Source organism: Burkholderia sp. Se-20373, from assembly GCF_017104705.1.
GTDB lineage: Bacteria > Pseudomonadota > Gammaproteobacteria > Burkholderiales > Burkholderiaceae > Burkholderia.
Map to the genome: position 1 here is coordinate 14,553 of NZ_JAAGPH010000092.1, position 18,005 is coordinate 32,557.

The 18,005-nt window shown below is 67.9% G+C and carries 16 protein-coding genes; 9 read left to right on the forward strand and 7 right to left on the reverse strand.

Translation table 11 applies throughout. The features are described 5' to 3' along the window. Nucleotides 1–5 precede the first annotated feature (5 nt). From recG to katG, 4 genes are all read left to right on the forward strand, one after another. The gene (gene recG, locus G3N96_RS25700; protein ID WP_206138916.1) at nt 6–2,339 is read left to right on the forward strand and encodes an ATP-dependent DNA helicase RecG; all 2,334 of its coding nucleotides are present in this window, start codon (nt 6–8) and stop codon (nt 2,337–2,339) included. 125 nt (nt 2,340–2,464) lie between these two features. Further along, nucleotides 2,465–3,424, forward strand: coding sequence for a hydrogen peroxide-inducible genes activator (locus G3N96_RS25705; RefSeq protein ID WP_011351000.1), 960 nt, complete (start codon nt 2,465–2,467; stop codon nt 3,422–3,424). Nucleotides 3,425–3,817: 393 nt separating this feature from the next. Then, nucleotides 3,818–3,946: a hypothetical protein gene (locus G3N96_RS39750; RefSeq protein WP_256979853.1), complete on the forward strand. Its 129-nt coding sequence runs from the start codon at nt 3,818–3,820 to the stop codon at nt 3,944–3,946. Nucleotides 3,947–4,046: 100 nt separating this feature from the next. After that, the gene (katG, locus tag G3N96_RS25710) at nt 4,047–6,233 is read left to right on the forward strand and encodes a catalase/peroxidase HPI (RefSeq protein ID WP_206138917.1); all 2,187 of its coding nucleotides are present in this window, start codon (nt 4,047–4,049) and stop codon (nt 6,231–6,233) included. A gap of 75 nt (nt 6,234–6,308) precedes the next feature. On the opposite strand, the gene G3N96_RS25715 is transcribed toward katG, so the two are convergent. Then, nucleotides 6,309–6,560 carry a hypothetical protein gene (locus G3N96_RS25715; protein WP_206138918.1) on the reverse strand — a complete coding sequence of 84 codons (252 nt, stop codon included), beginning with the start codon at nt 6,558–6,560 and terminating at the stop codon, nt 6,309–6,311. An 18-nt stretch (nt 6,561–6,578) separates the two neighbouring features. Here G3N96_RS25715 and dpsA point away from each other — a divergent pair, with 18 nt between their 5' ends. Both dpsA and ubiA read left to right on the forward strand, forming a co-directional pair. Then, nucleotides 6,579–7,067 carry a non-specific DNA-binding protein DpsA gene (gene dpsA, locus G3N96_RS25720; protein WP_124576535.1) on the forward strand — a complete coding sequence of 163 codons (489 nt, stop codon included), beginning with the start codon at nt 6,579–6,581 and terminating at the stop codon, nt 7,065–7,067. Nucleotides 7,068–7,338: 271 nt separating this feature from the next. Next, nucleotides 7,339–8,202: a 4-hydroxybenzoate octaprenyltransferase gene (gene ubiA, locus G3N96_RS25725; RefSeq protein WP_089424539.1), complete on the forward strand. Its 864-nt coding sequence runs from the start codon at nt 7,339–7,341 to the stop codon at nt 8,200–8,202. Between the two features lie 154 nt (nt 8,203–8,356). On the opposite strand, the gene proC is transcribed toward ubiA, so the two are convergent. From proC to G3N96_RS25755, 6 genes are all read right to left on the reverse strand, one after another. Next, nucleotides 8,357–9,169 carry a pyrroline-5-carboxylate reductase gene (gene proC, locus G3N96_RS25730; RefSeq protein WP_206138919.1) on the reverse strand — a complete coding sequence of 271 codons (813 nt, stop codon included), beginning with the start codon at nt 9,167–9,169 and terminating at the stop codon, nt 8,357–8,359. Between the two features lie 52 nt (nt 9,170–9,221). Further along, on the reverse strand, nt 9,222–9,920 hold the full coding sequence (locus tag G3N96_RS25735) for a YggS family pyridoxal phosphate-dependent enzyme (protein ID WP_206138920.1): 699 nt from the start codon (nt 9,918–9,920) through the stop codon (nt 9,222–9,224). A gap of 106 nt (nt 9,921–10,026) precedes the next feature. Further along, nucleotides 10,027–11,253, reverse strand: coding sequence for a glycolate oxidase subunit GlcF (gene glcF, locus G3N96_RS25740; protein WP_206138921.1), 1,227 nt, complete (start codon nt 11,251–11,253; stop codon nt 10,027–10,029). Between the two features lie 3 nt (nt 11,254–11,256). After that, complete coding sequence (gene glcE, locus G3N96_RS25745) at nt 11,257–12,345, reverse strand: glycolate oxidase subunit GlcE (RefSeq protein WP_206138922.1); 1,089 nt, start codon at nt 12,343–12,345, stop codon at nt 11,257–11,259. Nucleotides 12,346–12,530: 185 nt separating this feature from the next. After that, nucleotides 12,531–14,024: an FAD-linked oxidase C-terminal domain-containing protein gene (locus G3N96_RS25750; protein WP_069247182.1), complete on the reverse strand. Its 1,494-nt coding sequence runs from the start codon at nt 14,022–14,024 to the stop codon at nt 12,531–12,533. A 41-nt stretch (nt 14,025–14,065) separates the two neighbouring features. Continuing rightward, entirely contained in the window at nt 14,066–15,475 is a 1,410-nt protein-coding gene (locus G3N96_RS25755) for an FAD-linked oxidase C-terminal domain-containing protein (protein ID WP_089444963.1), read from the reverse strand. 173 nt (nt 15,476–15,648) lie between these two features. Between G3N96_RS25755 and G3N96_RS25760 the strand changes: the two genes are divergently transcribed. The 3 genes from G3N96_RS25760 to G3N96_RS25770 all read left to right on the forward strand — a co-directional run. Then, nucleotides 15,649–16,200, forward strand: a complete 552-nt coding sequence (locus G3N96_RS25760; protein ID WP_039361370.1) for a cob(I)yrinic acid a,c-diamide adenosyltransferase — start codon at nt 15,649–15,651, stop codon at nt 16,198–16,200. A gap of 91 nt (nt 16,201–16,291) precedes the next feature. Further along, nucleotides 16,292–17,500: an NO-inducible flavohemoprotein gene (gene hmpA, locus G3N96_RS25765; RefSeq protein WP_206138923.1), complete on the forward strand. Its 1,209-nt coding sequence runs from the start codon at nt 16,292–16,294 to the stop codon at nt 17,498–17,500. 93 nt (nt 17,501–17,593) lie between these two features. After that, on the forward strand, nt 17,594–18,005 hold a 412-nt coding region (locus G3N96_RS25770), incomplete at its 3' end, for a helix-turn-helix domain-containing protein (RefSeq protein ID WP_206138924.1).

An 18,005-nucleotide genomic window follows, 5' to 3' on the forward strand; every position in this document is an offset into this window, starting at 1 on the left:
ATCCGATGCCTGTGTCACCACGCCGTTCCCCCGCTGCCGTTGCCGATTCCGCCGATCCGTTCGACGCGGAAGATGTCGCGCCGCCCGCGCCACGCGCGGGCGAGCGTGATTCCGCGGAGCGCGCCGCACCGCGCCGTGCCGGCCCGAAGCGCGGCGCCGACGGCAGGCTCGCGCAGCCGGCCGCCGCCGCCGCGCCCGATGCCGATGGCGCGGCTGACAGCGACGCGGCAGGGGCGGCCGGCGCGAAGCGCAAGAAGAAGCCCGCCGCCGATAAACCCGTGAAGACCGTCGACAAGCTCGCGAAGCTCGGCCTCACGCGCTCGATCGATCTCGTCCTGCATCTGCCGATGCGCTACGAGGACGAAACCACGCTCACGCCGATCGGCGAGCTGCTGCCGGGCGGCATCGCGCAGACCGAAGGCGTCGTGTTCGACAATGAGGTCGCGTACCGGCCGCGCCGCCAGCTGGTCGTGAAGATCCAGGACGACGACGGTGAGCACCTCGTGCTGCGCTTCCTGAATTTCTACGGTTCGCAGGTCAAGCAGATGGCCGTCGGCCAGCGGCTGCGCGTGCGCGGCGACGTGCGCGGCGGCTTCTTCGGGATGGAGATGGTGCATCCGGCGGTGCGCGTCGTCGAAGCGGATGCGCCGCTGCCGCAAGTGCTCACACCCGTCTATCCGAGCACGGCCGGCGTGTCGCAGGCCTATCTGCGCAAGGCGATCGAGAACGCGGTCGAACGCACGCCGCTGCCCGAGCTGCTGCCGCCCGAGATCCAGCGCGACTATCTGAAGCCGCTCGACGTGCCGACGCTCGAGCAGGCGGTGCGCATCCTGCACCATCCGCGCGTCGATTCCGACGAAGCCGCGCTGATGGACGGCTCGCATCCGGCGTGGACGCGCATCAAGTTCGAGGAACTGCTCGCGCAGCAGTTGTCGCTCAAGCGCGCGCACGAGGAGCGCCGCACGCGTGCGGCGCCCGCGATGCCGCGCCGCGCGGCGAGCGATGCCGATGCCTTGACGACCCGGCTCTACGCCGCGCTGCCGTTCACGCTGACGGGCGCGCAGACGCGCGTCGTGGATGAAATCGCGAACGATCTTACCCTTGCGCACCCGATGCAGCGCCTGCTGCAGGGCGACGTCGGCAGCGGCAAGACGGTCGTCGCGGCGCTGGCCGCCACGCAGGCGATCGACGCCGGCTACCAGGCCGCGCTGATGGCGCCCACCGAAATCCTCGCGGAACAGCACGCGCGCAAGCTGCGCGCGTGGCTCGAGCCGCTGGGCGTCACGGTCGCGTGGCTCGCGGGCAGCCTGAAGGCGAAGGAGAAGCGCGCGGCGATCGAGGCGGCCGCGCTCGGCACCGCGCAGCTCGTGATCGGCACGCACGCGATCATCCAGGACACGGTCGAATTCGCGCGGCTCGGCCTCGTGATCGTCGACGAACAGCACCGCTTCGGCGTCGAGCAGCGGCTCGCGCTGCGTGCGAAGGCCGCGAATGCGGCCAACGGCGCACGCGACTTCCAGCCGCACCAGCTGATGATGTCGGCCACGCCGATTCCGCGCACGCTCGCGATGACGTATTACGCCGATCTCGAAGTCTCGACGATCGACGAGCTGCCGCCGGGCCGCACGCCCGTGCTGACGCGCCTCGTCGGCGATGCGCGGCGCGAGGAGGTGATCGCCCGCGTGCGCGAGGCCGCGCTGACCGGACGCCAGGTGTACTGGGTGTGCCCGCTGATCGAGGAGAGCGAGACGCTGCAGCTGCAGACGGCCGTCGAGACCTACGAGACGCTGGCCGCCGCGCTCCCGGAACTGAAGGTCGGGCTCGTGCACGGCCGGCTGTCGCCGGCCGACAAGGCGGCCGTGATGGAAGCGTTCACGCGCAACGACGTGCAGCTGCTCGTCGCGACGACCGTGATCGAGGTCGGCGTCGACGTGCCGAACGCGTCGCTGATGGTGATCGAGCACGCCGAGCGCTTTGGCCTGGCGCAGCTGCACCAACTGCGCGGCCGGGTCGGGCGCGGCACCGCGGCGTCGGTGTGCGTGCTGCTGTATACGGGGCCGCTGTCGCTCACGGGCCGCGAGCGGCTGAAGACGATGCGTGAGACGACCGACGGCTTCGAGATCGCGCGGCGCGACCTCGAGATCCGCGGCCCCGGCGAATTCCTCGGCGCACGCCAGTCGGGCGCGGCGATGCTGCGCTTCGCGAACCTCGAGACCGACGGCTGGCTGATCGAGCCGGCCCGCGAAGCCGCGTCGCGGCTGATTGCCGCGTATCCGGAAGTCGTCACGCAGCATCTCGCGCGCTGGCTCGGTGCGCGGGAGCAGTATCTGAAGGCCTGATCCGCGGGTCGGGGCCGGATTTAAAACCGCCGTTTGACGCATTCCGATGCTGAGAAACTTGGCGAACCGGTGTCACAGGGTGTATAAATTAAACCTATCGCTTGTATCTCTCTGATTGACCCACAATGACGCTGACTGAATTGAAATACATCGTCGCGGTCGCGCGCGAACGGCATTTCGGCCGCGCGGCCGAAGCATGCTTCGTGAGCCAGCCGACGCTGTCGGTGGCGATCAAGAAGCTCGAAGACGAGCTCAACGTGCAGATTTTCGAACGCGGCGCGAGCGAAGTGAGCGTCACGCCGATCGGTGACCAGATCGTCACGCAGGCGCAGCGCGTGCTCGAGCAGACCTTCGCGATCAAGGAGATCGCGAAGCAGGGCAAGGATCCGCTGGTCGGCCCGTTCCGCCTCGGGGTGATCTACACGATCGGGCCCTATCTGCTGCCGACGCTCGTCAAGCAGATGATCCAGCGTGTCCCGCAGATGCCGCTGATGCTGCAGGAAAACTACACGCTGAAGCTGCTCGAACTGCTCAAGCAGGGCGAGATCGACGCCGCGATCATGGCGCTGCCGTTTCCGGAAACCGGCCTGATGGTGCGCCCGCTGTACGACGAACCGTTCGTCGTTGCGCTGCCCGCCGGCCATCCGTGGGAGAAGCGCGAGGAAATCGACGCCGAGGATCTCAAGCAGGAAACCATGCTGCTGCTCGGCAACGGCCACTGCTTCCGCGATCACGTGCTCGGCGTGTGCCCGGAGCTGATGCGCTTCTCGCAGACGGCCGACGGCATCCAGAAGACCTTCGAGGGCTCGTCGCTCGAGACGATCCGCCACATGGTCGCAAGCGGTGTCGGCATCACCGTGCTGCCGCGGATGTCGGTCGCCGAGGTCGGCCCGCGCGCGAACGGCCCCGATGCCGAACTGCTGTCGTACGTGCCGTTCAATGAGCCGGTGCCCGACCGCCGCGTGGTGCTCGTGTGGCGCAAGAGCTTCACGCGGATGCCCGCGATCGACGCGATCAGCGACGCGATTGCCGCGTGCGAGCTGCCGGGTGTCGCGAAGCTCGACATGCCGGCGACGATGAACTGAGCACGCTGCCGCATGCGCGTGTGGCAGCACGATGAACGGGGTCTTGCGACCCCGTTTATTTTTCTCTATCGGATAGATGAAATTTATCAAATTCAATCAATCGATAGATGTAGATAGAATGTTCTCCATGGATCGGCGTGATGTCGACGACCGATCAGCACGTTGAATGCAAGCGTCAAAGGAGGATGTCATGATGCGGTCGGTATTGCAGCACGCGCAGCGGAACATCCCGTCGCGCGACGCGGTCGTACATCGCGCCAGGGCGGCGGTTCGCAGCCTGCGTCCGATTGCGTTCGCGTACCTGGCGGACCGTGTGTATGGCGGATGAGTGCCGCCGCACGCCGGTCCTGTGTTCCCCCGACTAACTGCCGCCGAGCCATGAGGGAGCATTGCATGTCCGATACCCGAAAAGCCGCCCGCCGCGCCGGCACGACGACTGCCGGCAGCCGCGTTCCCGAGCGCGCCGCCTGCGGCGCGTCGCAGCGGGAACGCGGGTCGCAGGCCGCGCACGACGTCCCGTAGTACGACAGGAGGAACCGCCTGTTCCGTTTCATCCCCCCGCAATGCTCCACGAACCGCGCCTGGCACGTGGGGGCCTATGAGCAAGACAAGGAGAAAAAGCATGTCGAACGAAACGAAGTGCCCGTTCAACCACACCGCTGGTGGCGGCACGACGAACAAGGACTGGTGGCCGAATCAGCTGAACCTGAACGTTCTGCATCGGCATTCGGCGCTGTCCGATCCGATGGACCCGGATTTCGACTACGCCGAAGCGTTCAAGAAGCTTGACCTCGAGGCGGTGAAGAAGGACCTGCACGCACTGATGACGGCGTCGCAGGACTGGTGGCCGGCCGACTTCGGCCACTACGGCGGCCTGTTCGTCCGCATGGCCTGGCACAGCGCCGGCACGTACCGCACGGCCGACGGCCGCGGCGGCGCGGGCGGCGGGCAGCAGCGCTTCGCGCCGCTCAACAGCTGGCCGGACAACGTCAGCCTCGACAAGGCGCGCCGCCTGCTGTGGCCGATCAAGCAGAAGTACGGCCGCAACATCTCGTGGGCCGACCTGCTGATCCTGACCGGCAACGTCGCGCTCGAATCGATGGGATTCAAGACCTTTGGCTACGCCGGCGGCCGCATCGATACGTGGGAACCGGACGACGTGTACTGGGGTTCGGAAAAGATCTGGCTGGAACTGAGCGGCGGCCCGAACAGCCGCTACTCGGGCAAGCGCGAGCTCGAAAGCCCGCTCGCCGCGGTGCAGATGGGCCTGATCTACGTGAACCCGGAAGGCCCGGACGGCAACCCCGACCCGGTCGCCGCCGCGCATGACATCCGCGAGACGTTCGCGCGCATGGCGATGAACGACGAAGAGACGGTCGCGCTGATCGCGGGCGGCCATACGTTCGGCAAGACGCACGGCGCCGGTCCGGCGTCGAACGTCGGCCCCGAGCCGGAAGCCGCGGGCCTCGAGGAGCAGGGTCTCGGCTGGAAGAGCACGTTCGGCACGGGCAAGGGCAAGGATGCCATCACGAGCGGCCTCGAAGTCACGTGGACGTCGACGCCGACGCAGTGGAGCAACGACTTCTTCAAGCACCTGTTCAGCTACGAGTGGGAGCTCACGAAGAGCCCGGCCGGCGCGCACCAGTGGGTCGCGAAGGACGCAGGCGAAGTCATTCCGGATGCATTCGACGCGTCGAAGAAGCATCGCCCGACGATGCTGACGACCGACCTGTCGCTGCGTTTCGATCCGGCCTACGAGAAGATCTCGCGCCGTTTCTACGAGAACCCGGCCGAGTTCGCCGACGCGTTCGCACGCGCGTGGTTCAAGCTCACGCACCGCGACATGGGCCCGCGTTCCCGCTATCTCGGTCCGGACGTGCCGGCGGAACACCTGCTGTGGCAGGACCCGATCCCGGCCGTCGATCACCCGCTGATCGACGCCGCCGACGTCGCGGCGCTGAAGGCGAAGGTGCTGGCCACGGGCCTGTCGGTGTCGCAGCTCGTGTCGACCGCATGGGCGTCGGCTGCGACGTTCCGCGGGTCGGACAAGCGCGGCGGCGCGAACGGTGCGCGGATCCGCCTCGCGCCGCAGAAGGACTGGGAAGTGAACCGTCCGGCTGAGCTCGCGAAGGTGCTCGAGACGCTCGAGGGCGTGCAGAAGGCGTTCAACGACGCGCAGACGGGCGGCAAGAAGGTGTCGCTGGCCGACCTGATCGTGCTGGCCGGTGCGGCCGGCGTCGAGCAGGCCGCGAAGAATGCGGGTATCGCCGTGACGGTGCCGTTCGCAGCGGGCCGTGCGGATGCGTCGCAGGAAGAGACCGATGTCGAGGCGATGGCCGTGCTCGAGCCGGTGGCGGACGGGTTCCGCAACTACCTGAAGAGCGCATACAAGACGCCTGCCGAGGCGCTGCTGGTCGACAAGGCGCAACTGCTGACGCTGACCGCGCCCGAGATGACGGTGCTCGTCGGTGGCCTGCGCGTGCTGGGTGCGAACGCCGGCGATGCGAAGCGGGGCGTGTTCACCGACCGTCCGGAAGCGCTGACGAACGACTTCTTCGTGAACCTGCTCGACATGGGCACGGAATGGAAGCCGGTGTCGGCCGCGAACGACGTGTTCGAAGGGCGCGATCGGGCGACGGGCCAGGTCAAGTGGACGGGCTCGCGCGTCGACCTGATCTTCGGCTCGCATGCGCAACTGCGTGCGCTGGCCGAGGTGTACGGCAGCGCGGATGCGAAGGAGAAGTTCGCGCACGACTTCGTCGCGGCCTGGAACAAGGTGATGAACCTGGACCGCTTCGACCTCGCGTAAGCGTCGCCGCGCAGTCGTGCGGTGAGGCAATAACGGGAAACGGCCGGTCGTCCGGCCGGCCGTTTCTCCCCACCCTCAGTTTGTTGAAGGAGTGACGATCATGACGCAAATGATGTTGAAAACGCGCGCGGTACTGGCGTCGCCGGCAGAGGTTGCGCGATACGTCGTCGGATCCGCCATCGTCATCGGCGGGGCGGCCGAACTGGTGTCGCAGGCGCTGCACGCGATCGCGGCCGCCTGAGCGAGGCGTTTCGCGCGCCACGCGCGTGCGGCGAGTGTGGTATCAATAGGCAGGTAGTCCGATTCACTTTCATTGCCCTGCTTCATTGAATAAGGAGTCCGAACATGGCCAGGAAAGCTCAAGCTGCCCAGATCAACATCGGCATCAGCGACAAGGACCGCAAGAAGATCGCGGAAGGCCTGTCGCGCCTGCTTGCCGATACGTTCACGCTGTACCTGAAGACCCACAATTTCCACTGGAACGTCACGGGCCCGATGTTCAACACGCTGCACCTGATGTTCGAGGAGCAGTACAACGAACTGTGGCTCGCGGTCGATTCGGTTGCCGAACGCATTCGCACGCTCGGCGTCGTCGCGCCGGGCACCTTCGGCGATTTCGCGAAACTGTCGTCGGTGCCGGAAGCGAACGGTGTGCCCGCTGCCGAAGACATGATCCGCCAGCTCGTCGAAGGGCACGAGGCCGTCGTGCGTACCGCGCGTGCGATTTTTCCGCTTGCCGATGCGGCGAGCGACGAGCCGACCGCCGACCTGCTGACGCAGCGCCTGCAGATCCATGAAAAAACCGCGTGGATGCTGCGGTCGTTGCTCGCGTGAGTGTGCCGCGCGCAGCACGCTGGCTGAGGCGTGCGCATACTGGCTCCGGCCCTGATTGATCCCCCTTGGGCTGAATCACGGCCGATACTGAGCGCGGATCCATGCGTGCGCCGGCTCTGTCCCTTGATTAATGCGCATTGCGGCTCGGCCATGTGCAGCGGGCGCGGGCCGCGCGCCGGCGTCCGGCCGCGATCATACTCGGGCCGCGCCGACATGACGCGAAGCACCGCTCGGCTCTAAAATGCCGGGGTTATCTTCCCGGTGCTTCGCCATGCTTGCCCGCTTTCCCCTGTATCTGCGGCTCGTCCGGATGGACAAGCCGATCGGCAGCCTGCTGCTGCTGTGGCCGACGCTCAACGCGCTGTGGATCGCGTCCGACGGCCATCCGCGCTGGCCGCTGCTCGTGATCTTCTCGCTCGGCACGCTGCTGATGCGCTCGGCCGGCTGCGCGATGAACGATTACGCCGACCGCGACTTCGACCGCCACGTGAAGCGCACGGCCGACCGGCCCCTGACGTCGGGCAAGATCCGTGCATGGGAAGCCATCGCGATCGCGGTCGGGCTCGCCTTCATCTCGTTCCTGCTGATCCTGCCGCTCAACACGCTGACGAAGCAGCTGTCCGTCGTCGCGCTGTTCGTCGCGGGCTCGTATCCGTTCATGAAGCGCTTCTTCGCGATTCCGCAGGCCTATCTGGGCATCGCGTTCGGCTTCGGCATCCCGATGGCGTTCGCGGCCGTGCAGGACACGGTGCCGACGATCGCGTGGGTGATGCTGGTCGCGAACATTTTCTGGTCGGTCGCGTACGACACCGAATACGCGATGGTCGATCGCGACGACGACATCAAGATCGGCATCCGCACGTCCGCGCTGACGTTCGGCCGCTTCGACGTCGCGGCCGTGATGCTGTGCTACGCGGTGACGCTCGGCATCTACGTGTGGATCGGCGTGACGCTCGGCTTCGGCCTCGCATACTGGGCCGGCTGGGCGGCGGCGGTCGGCTGCGCGCTGTATCACTACACGCTGATCAAGGACCGCGAGCGGATGCCGTGCTTCGCGGCGTTCCGGCACAACAACTGGCTCGGCGGCGTGCTGTTCGCCGGGATCGCCGTGCATTACCTGCTGGCGGGGAGCTGAATGTCGCGATCTCGCCGCAGGCGGTATGCGCGGCTAAACGCGGTAACAACAAAAAAGCGGCCTGGGCCGCTTTTTTGTTGTACGTGCGCATCAGCATGACGGGGCGGGGCACCCAACGCATACAGCGAGCGCCGGGCCGGCACCGCCGGCGCGCTTACGCGCGGCCGAGCTCGTCGCCCATTTCCTTCGCGCGCGCTTCGGCCGCGAGTGCACCGCGCACGATCGCATCCTTCACGCCTTGCGCGTCGAACGACGCGAGCGCGGCGGCCGTCGTGCCGCCCTTCGACGTCACGCGCTCGCGCAGCACGCTCGCCGGCTCGCCCGATTGCGCGGCGAGTTGCGCGGCGCCCGTGAACGTCGCGACCGCGAGCGCACGGCCCTGTTCGTCGTTCATGCCGAGCTGGCGCGCGGCTTCCTGCAGCGCTTCGATGAAATAGAACACGTACGCGGGGCCGCTGCCCGAGATCGCGGTGACGGCGTCGAGCTTCGACTCGTCATCGAACCAGACGATTTCACCGACTGCACCCAGCACGTTCGACGCGAGTTCGCGGCCCGCCGCGTCGACGCCCGGCAGTGCGGCGAGGCCGGTCACGCCCATGCCGACGAGCGCGGGCGTGTTCGGCATCGTGCGCACGATGCGTGCGTAGTCACCGAGCCAGCGCGCGAGATCGCTGCCGCGGATGCCGGCCGCGATGCTGATCACGAGTTGTGTCTTCAGGTGCGGCGCGAGCGCCTGCGCGACGTCCTTCAGTACCTGCGGCTTCACCGCGAGCACGACCGCGTCGTAGTCGGCGAGCGTCGCGTCGATGGCCGCGCCGGTGCGCACGCCGAACTGCTGGGCGGCGCGCGCGCGCACCTCTTCGTTGACGTCGATGGCATACAGGCCGTCAGCGGCGACGCCGCGCTTGATCAGGCCGCCGATCAGGGCCGCGGCCATGTTGCCGCCGCCGATGAATGCGATTTTCATGATGTCGGATTGAGCGAGTGAGTGAACGGAAAGGCGTAAATGGGCGTGGCGTTCAGTGCGAGTAATCGCGCGCGCCGAAGATCGCGGTGCCGACGCGCACGATCGTCGCGCCTTCGAGCACGGCCGCGTCGAGATCGGCGGACATGCCCATCGACAACGTGTCGAGCGGCAGGCCGTCGGCGCGTAACGTGTCGAACAGCACGCGCAGCGCACGATGCGGCGCGCGTTGCGCGTCGGTGTCGCCGGCCGGTTCCGGAATCGCCATCAGCCCCCGCAGCCGCAGCGACGGCAGCGCGGCGACCGCGCGCGCAACCTCGGCCACGTCGGCCGGCGCAACGCCGCTCTTCGACGCCTCGCCGCTGATGTTCACCTGCACGCACACGTTGAGCGGCGGCAGGTGCGCGGGGCGCTGTTCCGACAGGCGCTGCGCGATCTTCAGCCGGTCGACCGAATGGACCCAGTCGAAGCGTTCGGCCACCGGACGCGTCTTGTTCGATTGCAGCGGCCCGATGAAATGCCATTCGAGATCCGCACGCAGGTCGGCGAGCGCGTCGATCTTGTCGATCGATTCCTGCACGTAGTTTTCGCCGAACGCACGCTGCCCGGCCGCATGCGCGGCGCGCACGTCGTCGGCGGGAAACGTCTTGGAAACGGCGAGCAGCGACACGGTGGCGGGATCGCGGCCGGCCGCGCGGGCGGCGTCGGCGATGCGGCGATGAACGGAGGCGAGACGGGCGGCGAGATCGGACATGACGGGCACGAAAGCAGGCACGAAAGCGGGCATGGTGCGGATGCGCCCATTATACGGACGCCGTGCGCGAGGCCCAGCGTCCAACCGACATTCGCATGGGCACGCGCTAGCCGTACAGCAGATGCTCGACGAGCTGGATCCAGTGCGTGACCGGAATCTGCGTGCCGCTCTGCAGGTGCGCGATGCAGCCGATGTTGCCGGAGACGATCATCTGCGGTTCGAGCGCCTGCAGCTTCAGCAGCTTCTGCTTGCGCAACCGGTACGACAGCGACGGCTGCGTCAGCGAATAGGTGCCGGCCGACCCGCAGCACAGATGGCTGTCGGCCGGCAGCCGCACGTCGATGCCGAGCGTCTCGAGCAGGCGTTCGACCTTGCCGCGCGACTGCTGGCCGTGCTGCAGCGTGCACGGCGGGTGGTACGCGACCGTATGGATCGCGCGGCGCCGCGCGAGCGTCGCGAGCTCGGCCTCGAACGCGAGCAGTACGTCGGAGATGTCGCGCGTGAGCGACACGATGCGCTGCGCCTTCTCCGCGTAGGCCGGGTCGTCGCGCAGCAGGTGCGCGTATTCGAGCACCGTCGCGCCGCAGCCCGACGCGTTCATCACGATCGCCTCGACACCCTGTTCGACATGGGGCCACCACGCGTCGATGTTGCGGCGCGCGTCGTCGAGCGCTTCGTCGTGATAGTTCAGGTGCAGCCGGATCGCGCCGCAGCAGCCCGCGTCGGGCGAGACGACCGTCTCGATGCCGAGCGCGTCCAGCACGCGCGCGGTCGCGATGTTGATGTTCGGCAGCATCGACGGCTGTACGCAGCCGCCGAGCATCAGCATCTTGCGCGTATGCGTGAGGTGCGGCCATTCGAGCAGCCGTGTGCGCGGCGGCACCTTGTCGCGCAGCCGCTTCGGCAGCAGCGGCCGCACGTGCTGGCCGAGCCGCATCACCGGCGAGAACAGCGCCTCGTTCGGCACCAGGCTCGCGAGCAGGCGGCGCACGACACGCTGCTGCGCCGGGCGCTGCACCTGCGCCTCGACGTGCTTGCGGCCGATCTCGACGAGCCGGCCGTACTGGACGCCGGACGGGCAGGTCGTCTCGCAACTGCGGCACGTGAGGCAGCGGTCGAGGTGCTGCTGCGTGCTGCGCGTGACGGGCGCGCCTTCGACCATCTGCTTGATCAGGTAGATCCGGCCTCGCGGGCCGTCGAGTTCGTCGCCGAGCAACTGGTAGGTCGGGCAGGTCGCGGTGCAGAACCCGCAATGCACGCACTTGCGCAATATCGCGTCGGCTTCGTCGCCGTCGGGCGTATTGCGGATGAAATCGGCGAGGTTCGTTTGCATCGCTCAGAGATCCGGGTAGAGCCGGCCGCGGTTGAAGATGCGCGCGGGATCGAACGCGGCCTTCAGCCCGCGGTGGATTTTCATCATCGGGGCGGGGAGCGGCGTGAACACGCCCGCGCTGCGGTCGTACGCGTCGCCCGCGCGGAACAGCGTCGCGTGGCCGCCGGCCTGCTTCGCGCTCATCCGCACGGTCTGCGCATCGGCGTCGGTGATCCACCAGCGCTGCGCGCCCCCCCATTCCATCAGCTGGGTACCGGGCAGGTGCATCGGTTCGGTGATCGACGGCAGCGCGAGGCGCCACAGCGCGTAGCCGGGCGGGATGCCGTTGAAGAACGGGTCGGTATGCTCGCGCAGGCCGGCCCAGAAGCGCTCGGCCTCGACCGCATCGACGACTTCGCCGCCGAGCAGCGTCTTCGCGGATTTCACGGCCGCTTCGGCGCCCGACAGGCGCAGCACGAGCGTGCCGTTGCGCCAGCCGCTCGCGCTGACGGGCAGCGGATGGCCGCCCCATTCGTTGAGCTTGCGCACCGCGTCGGTCGCGGTCATCTCGAACTTCAGCGTGACTTCGGCGACGGGCATCGGCAGCACCTTGATCGACAGGTCGAGCATCAGCCCGAGCGTGCCGAGCGCGCCGGCCATCAGCCGCGACACGTCGTAGCCGGCCACGTTCTTCACGACCTGACCGCCGAAACGCAGCATTTCGCCGCGGCCGTTCATCAGCGTGACGCCGAGCACGAAATCGCGCGCCGCGCCGCAGGTGGCGCGCCGTGGGCCCGCCAGGCCGGCCGCGACGCAGCCGCCGACGGTGGCCGAGCGGCCGAAGTGCGGCGGCTCGAACGGCAGCATCTGGCCGCACTCGGCGAGGACGGTTTCGAGCTGCGCGAGCGGCGTGCCCGCGCGGACCGTGACGACGAGTTCGGCCGGGTCGTACGACACCACGCCCTGAAACGCGCGCGTGTCGAGTATTTCGCCCTCGAGCGCCTGGCCGTACCAGTCCTTGGTGCCGCCGCCGCGAATCCGCAGCGGCCGGCCGTCGGCACTGGCGGCGCGGACACGCTCGGCCCATCCGGCGACGATGTCGTCCTCTTCCATGTTCTGTTGCTGCCTCGACTTGTTGTTCGGTCGATTGTACCGGGGTGGCGCGAATCCACATCGCGACTATCCCTAAGCCCCGTATTGCAGGCCGCAAGCTTGTGCCGTCGCGCGAGCGGGCCGCGCGGGCGCGTCCCGCCGCCGCGACCCGCCCGCCGGCACGGGCCGCGTACCGAGGGTGGGGCTCAGAAGCGCGGCAGGTCGGGGTGCGGCAGCAGCCCGCCGCGCACGTGCTGGCGACCGTACTCGGCGCAGCGCGCGCGGGTCGGGATGCCCTTGTCCGGGTTGAGCAGCCCCGCCGGATCGAACGCGCGCTTGACCGCGAAGAACGCATCGCGCTCCTGCGGCGAGAACTGTACGCACATCGAATTGAGCTTCTCGATGCCGACGCCGTGCTCGCCCGTCACGCTGCCGCCGAATTCCACGCAGCATTCGAGGATTTCCGCACCGAACTGCTCGGCGCGGTGCAGTTCGTCCGGATCGTTCGCGTTGTACAGGATCAGCGGATGCATGTTGCCGTCGCCCGCATGGAACACGTTGATGCAGCGCAGCCCGTAGCGCGTTTCGAGCTGCTCGATGCGCGCGAGCAGCGGGCCGATCGCGCGGCGCGGCACGGTGCCGTCCATGCAGTAATAGTCGGGTGAAATACGGCCGGCGGCCGGGAACGCGTTCTTGCGGCCCGACCAGTAGCGCAGCCGCTCGCTCTCGTTGCGCGACACCTGGATGCGCGTCGCGCCATGCTCGCGCAGCACGGCCGTCATCCGCACGATCTCTTCGGCGACTTCTTCCGGCGTGCCGTCCGATTCGCACAGCAGGATCGCCTTCGCGTCGAGGTCGTAGCCGGCATGCGTGAAGGACTCGACGGCCTGCGTGGCCGGCTTGTCCATCATTTCGAGCCCGGCCGGGATGATCCCCGACGCGATGATCGCCGCGACGGCCTCGCCGCCCTTGACGACGTCGTCGAAGCTCGCCATCACGAGCTGGGCCGTTTGCGGCTTCGGGATCAGCTTCACCGTGACCTCGGTGACGATCGCGAACATCCCTTCGCTGCCGATCATCACGGCGAGCAGGTCGAGGCCCGGCATGTCGAGCGCGAGCGAGCCGAACTCGACGATCTCGCCGTCGATCGTCACCGCGCGCACGCGCATCACGTTGTGCACGGTCAGCCCGTATTTCAGGCAGTGGACCCCACCGGAATTCTCCGCGACGTTGCCGCCGATCGTGCACGCGATCTGCGACGACGGATCGGGCGCGTAATACAGGCCGTACGGCGCGGCGGCTTCCGAGATCGCGAGGTTGCGCACGCCGGGCTGCACGGTCGCCGTGCGCGCGTAGGGATCGACTTCGACGATGCGCGTGAAGCGCGCCAGCGACAGCACGACGCCGAGCGCGATCGGCAGCGCGCCGCCCGACAGGCTCGTGCCCGCGCCGCGCGGCACGATCGGCACTTCCATGCGGCGGCAGATCTGCACGATCCGCTGCACCTGCGATTCCGTTTCGGGCAGCGCGACCGCGAGCGGCAGGCGGCGGTACGCGGACAGGCCGTCGCATTCGTACGGCGCCGTGTCTTCGTCGCGGTACAGCAGGCAGTGCGTCGGCAGCACGGCCATCAGCGCCTGCACGACTTCACGCTGGCGCTGCGCGCGTGCCGCGCTCGACAGTTCGACGGGAGCGTTCATGGGGTCTCCAGCAGCAGGCGGCGCGGCATCGCGCCACCGTGTCAGCACGTGAAAATCTTGCCCGGATTCATCAGGTTGCGCGGATCGAGCGCGAGCTTGATCGCCCGCATCGTGTCGATCGCGTTGTCGCCGTGCTCCTTCGGCAGGAAGCGCATCTTGTGCAGCCCGACGCCGTGCTCGCCCGTGCAGGTGCCGCCGAGGCGCAACGCGCGCTCGACGATCCGGTCGTTGATGTGTTCGGCCTCGGCGATTTCTTCCGGCTTGTCGGGGTCGATCAGGATCGCGACGTGAAAATTGCCGTCGCCGACGTGGCCGACGATCGGGCAGGGCAGCGACGACGCGCGCAGGTCGACTTCGGTTTCCTCGACGCACGCGGCGAGCTGCGAGATCGGCACGCACACGTCGGTCGTCACCGCGCGGCAGCCGGGTTTCAACTGCAGCATCGCGAAATACGCGTTGTGGCGGGCGGCCCAGAGCCGGCTGCGGTCCTCGGGGCGGGTCGCCCATTCGAAGCCCTGGCCGTTGTTCTGGCCGGCGAGCGCCTGCACGAGTTCGGCCTGCTCCTTCACGCCGGCCTCGGTGCCGTGGAATTCGAAGAACAGCGTCGGCGCTTCGGTGAGCGTCAGGTTCGAATGGCGGTTGATCGAGCGCACGGCGAGCGCATCGACGAATTCGACGCGCGCGATCGGCACGCCGATCTGGATCGTCTCGATCACGGTGCGCACCGCGTCGCCCATCGACGGGAACGTGCAGATCGCGGCGGATACGGCTTCGGGCAGCGGATGCAGGCGCAGCGTGATCTCGGTGATCACGCCGAGCGTGCCTTCGGAGCCGACGAACAGGCGCGTGAGGTCGTAGCCGGCCGACGACTTGCGGGCGCGCGAGCCGGTTTTCACCACGCGGCCGTCGGCGAGCACGGCGGTCAGGCCGAGCACGTTCTCGCGCATCGTGCCGTAGCGCACGGCGTTGGTGCCCGACGCGCGCGTTGCGGTCATCCCGCCGATGCTCGCGTCGGCGCCCGGGTCGATCGGGAAGAACAGGCCGGTGTCGCGCAGTGCTTCGTTGAGCGCCTTGCGCGTGATGCCCGGCTCGACCGTCACGGTCAGGTCTTCGGCGTTGATCGACAGCACGCGGTTCATTTCCGACAGGTCGAGCGAGACGCCGCCGCGCACCGCGAGCAAATGGCCTTCGAGCGACGAGCCGGCGCCGTACGGGATCAGCGGGACGCTGTACAGCGAACACAGCGACACGACTTCGCGCACGTCGTCCGCGCTGTGCGCGAACACGACGGCGTCGGGCAGTTGCGGGTCGAACGGCGATTCGTCGCGGCCGTGGTGGGCGCGGACGGCATCAGCGGTCGACACGCGCTCGCCGAAGGCGGCGCGCAGCGCATCGAGCATGGCAGGGGGAAGGGGGCGGCGCGTGGCGGCCGGCTGGGCAGGGTGATTCACGTACGTCTCCTTGTCGATCCGGGTGAGCGCGTTGGCGCCGGCCCGGCTCCCGTGCTGCGGGGTTTCGGCCCATTCTACGCTGTAACGCCCGCTGCGCCCGCCTCCGCGGGCTGCGATAATCGCGTTCGAACGCAACCGGGCCGCGTCGCGGCCACGCACGAGAGGACATTCGCATGGGCAACCGCTTGAGCAAGATCGCCACGCGCACGGGCGACGATGGCACCACCGGGCTCGGCGACGGCCGGCGCATCGGCAAGGACGACACGCGGATCGCCGCGATCGGCGACGTCGACGAACTGAACTCGAACCTCGGCGTGCTGCTCGCCGAAACGCTGCCGGACGAGATCCGCACGGCGCTCGTGACGATCCAGCACGACCTGTTCGATCTCGGCGGCGAACTGTGCATTCCCGGCCATACCGTGCTCGACGACACGCATCTCGCCCGTCTCGACCGCTGGCTCGCCGACTACAACGCGACGCTGCCGCCGCTGAAGGAATTCATCCTGCCGGCCGGCTCGCGCGCGGCGTCGCTCGCGCACGTGTGCCGAACTGTCTGCCGCCGCGCGGAGCGCTCGATCGTCGCGCTCGGGCGCACCGAGACGCTCAACGATGCGCCGCGGCGCTACGTGAACCGGCTGTCGGACCTGCTGTTCGTGCTGGCGCGCGTGCTGAACCGCACCGACGGCGGATCGGACGTGCTGTGGGAGCGCGGCCGCGTCCGCTGACGGTTTGCCCCTTGACGCACTGCGACAATTTGCCCGAGGAGCATCGATTTTTAAAGATGTATTGTGTGTGCATGTTTAACGGAGAACGAACATGACCCACATCACCGCTGACCAGATGGCTCGCGTGAAGGCCACTGCCCCTGTCCTCGCCGTGCATGGCGCGACGATCACGAAGCACTTCTACCAGCGCATGTTCGCGCGCCATCCGGAACTGAAGAACCTGTTCAACCAGACGCACCAGAAGACGGGCAGCCAGCCGGAAACGCTCGCGAAGGCCGTCTACGCGTATGCGGCGAACATCGACAACCTCGGCGCGCTGGGCGGCGCCGTGACCAAGATCGCGCACAAGCACGCGAGCCTGAACATCCGCCCGGAGCATTACCCGATCGTCGGCGAGAACCTGCTCGCGTCGATCGTCGAAGTGCTGGGCGACGCGGTCGATGCCGAGACGCTTGAGGCGTGGCGCGTCGCGTACGGCCAGCTTGCGCAGATCCTGATCGGCGTCGAGGCCGACCTTTACGCGGGCGCCGCGTGGAGCGGGTTCCGTCCGTTCAAGGTCGAGCGCAAGGTGCGCGAGAGCGACGAGATCACGTCGTTCTACCTGACGCCGGCCGACGGCGGCGCGGCGCCGATGTTCGAGCCCGGCCAGTACATCACGGTGAAGCGCTTCGTCGGCGACCTCGGCGTCGATCAACCGCGCCAGTACAGCCTGTCCGATGCGCCGCACGGCAAGTGGCTGCGCATCTCGGTGAAGCGTGAAGCCGGCAAGCCGGAAGTCATTCCGGCCGGCAAGGTATCGACGCTGATGCACGACGGCGTGGAGGAAGGGGCGATCGTCGAGGTGACCGCGCCGATGGGCGAATTCTCGCTGAAGCGTGGCGTCGAGACGCCGGTGGTGCTGATCTCCGGCGGCGTCGGCATCACGCCGATGATGTCGATGGCGTCTACGCTGATCGCCGAGGGCAGCCGGCGCGAAGTGCGGTTCGTCCATGCCTGCCGCTCGGGCGCGGTGCACGCATTCCGCGACTGGCTGAACGATACGGTGCGCGACCATGCGAACATCAAGCGCACGGTGGTGTACGAGCTGGTCGGCCCGAACGATCTCGCCGGCATCGACCACGACCTGGAAGGGCGCCTCACGCCGGAACGCGTGCAGCAATACGCGCTCGTGCCCGACGCCGACTACTACATCTGCGGCCCGATCGGGTTCATGAAGGCGCAGCGTGACGCGCTCGTCGCGCTGGGTGTCGCGCCGGAACGCGTGAATACCGAGATCTTCGGCTCGGGCGCGCTCGAGTAACGCGGACCCGCAAGGTCTTGGACCCATGAAAAAGCCCGGTGCTGAACTGCACCCCAGAAGTTGGACACTGATCCAGCCTCTGGGGTGTTTTTCATGACGAAGTACGACGAGCGGTTTCGACTGCAGGTAGTTCAGGAATATCTGGGAGGAGAGGCGAGCACACGCATGCTTGCAACTCGTCACGGGGTTGGACGCACGGTCATCCGGCGCTGGGTGGCGAGCTATCGGGAGCACGGCGTGGCCGGGCTGAAAAGGAAAGTCGCTCAGTACGACGCCCGGTTCAAGCTATCGGTGCTACAGCGCATGCAGCGCGACGGGCTGACGTATGGCCAAACGGCAGCGTTATTCGACATTCGAAGCGCTGGGCACGTGTCAACTTGGGCGCGCCTGTATCATGAGGGCGGTTTCGATGCACTGTCCCCTCGTCGACGAGGGCGCCCCCGAAAGATGGCCACTTCACTTCCGCCCAAACCCACTGAAGCCGGTTCGCCGGATGAACGCTCGC

Bases quoted from the DNA above. Each gene is read 5' to 3' on its own strand.
- G3N96_RS25750 (WP_069247182.1), bottom strand. From the start codon at position 14,024: ATGAACGCTCCCGTCGAACTGTCGAGCGCGGCACGCGCGCAGCGCCAG.
- G3N96_RS25705 (WP_011351000.1), top strand. From the start codon at position 2,465: ATGACGCTGACTGAATTGAAATACATCGTCGCGGTCGCGCGCGAACGG.
- glcF (WP_206138921.1), bottom strand. From the start codon at position 11,253: ATGCAAACGAACCTCGCCGATTTCATCCGCAATACGCCCGACGGCGAC.
- proC (WP_206138919.1), bottom strand. From the start codon at position 9,169: ATGAAAATCGCATTCATCGGCGGCGGCAACATGGCCGCGGCCCTGATC.
- dpsA (WP_124576535.1), top strand. From the start codon at position 6,579: ATGGCCAGGAAAGCTCAAGCTGCCCAGATCAACATCGGCATCAGCGAC.
- G3N96_RS39750 (WP_256979853.1), top strand. From the start codon at position 3,818: ATGTCCGATACCCGAAAAGCCGCCCGCCGCGCCGGCACGACGACTGCC.
- katG (WP_206138917.1), top strand. From the start codon at position 4,047: ATGTCGAACGAAACGAAGTGCCCGTTCAACCACACCGCTGGTGGCGGC.
- G3N96_RS25735 (WP_206138920.1), bottom strand. From the start codon at position 9,920: ATGTCCGATCTCGCCGCCCGTCTCGCCTCCGTTCATCGCCGCATCGCC.
- recG (WP_206138916.1), top strand. From the start codon at position 6: ATGCCTGTGTCACCACGCCGTTCCCCCGCTGCCGTTGCCGATTCCGCC.
- hmpA (WP_206138923.1), top strand. From the start codon at position 16,292: ATGACCCACATCACCGCTGACCAGATGGCTCGCGTGAAGGCCACTGCC.
- ubiA (WP_089424539.1), top strand. From the start codon at position 7,339: ATGCTTGCCCGCTTTCCCCTGTATCTGCGGCTCGTCCGGATGGACAAG.
- glcE (WP_206138922.1), bottom strand. From the start codon at position 12,345: ATGGAAGAGGACGACATCGTCGCCGGATGGGCCGAGCGTGTCCGCGCC.
- G3N96_RS25715 (WP_206138918.1), bottom strand. From the start codon at position 6,560: ATGAAGCAGGGCAATGAAAGTGAATCGGACTACCTGCCTATTGATACC.
- G3N96_RS25760 (WP_039361370.1), top strand. From the start codon at position 15,649: ATGGGCAACCGCTTGAGCAAGATCGCCACGCGCACGGGCGACGATGGC.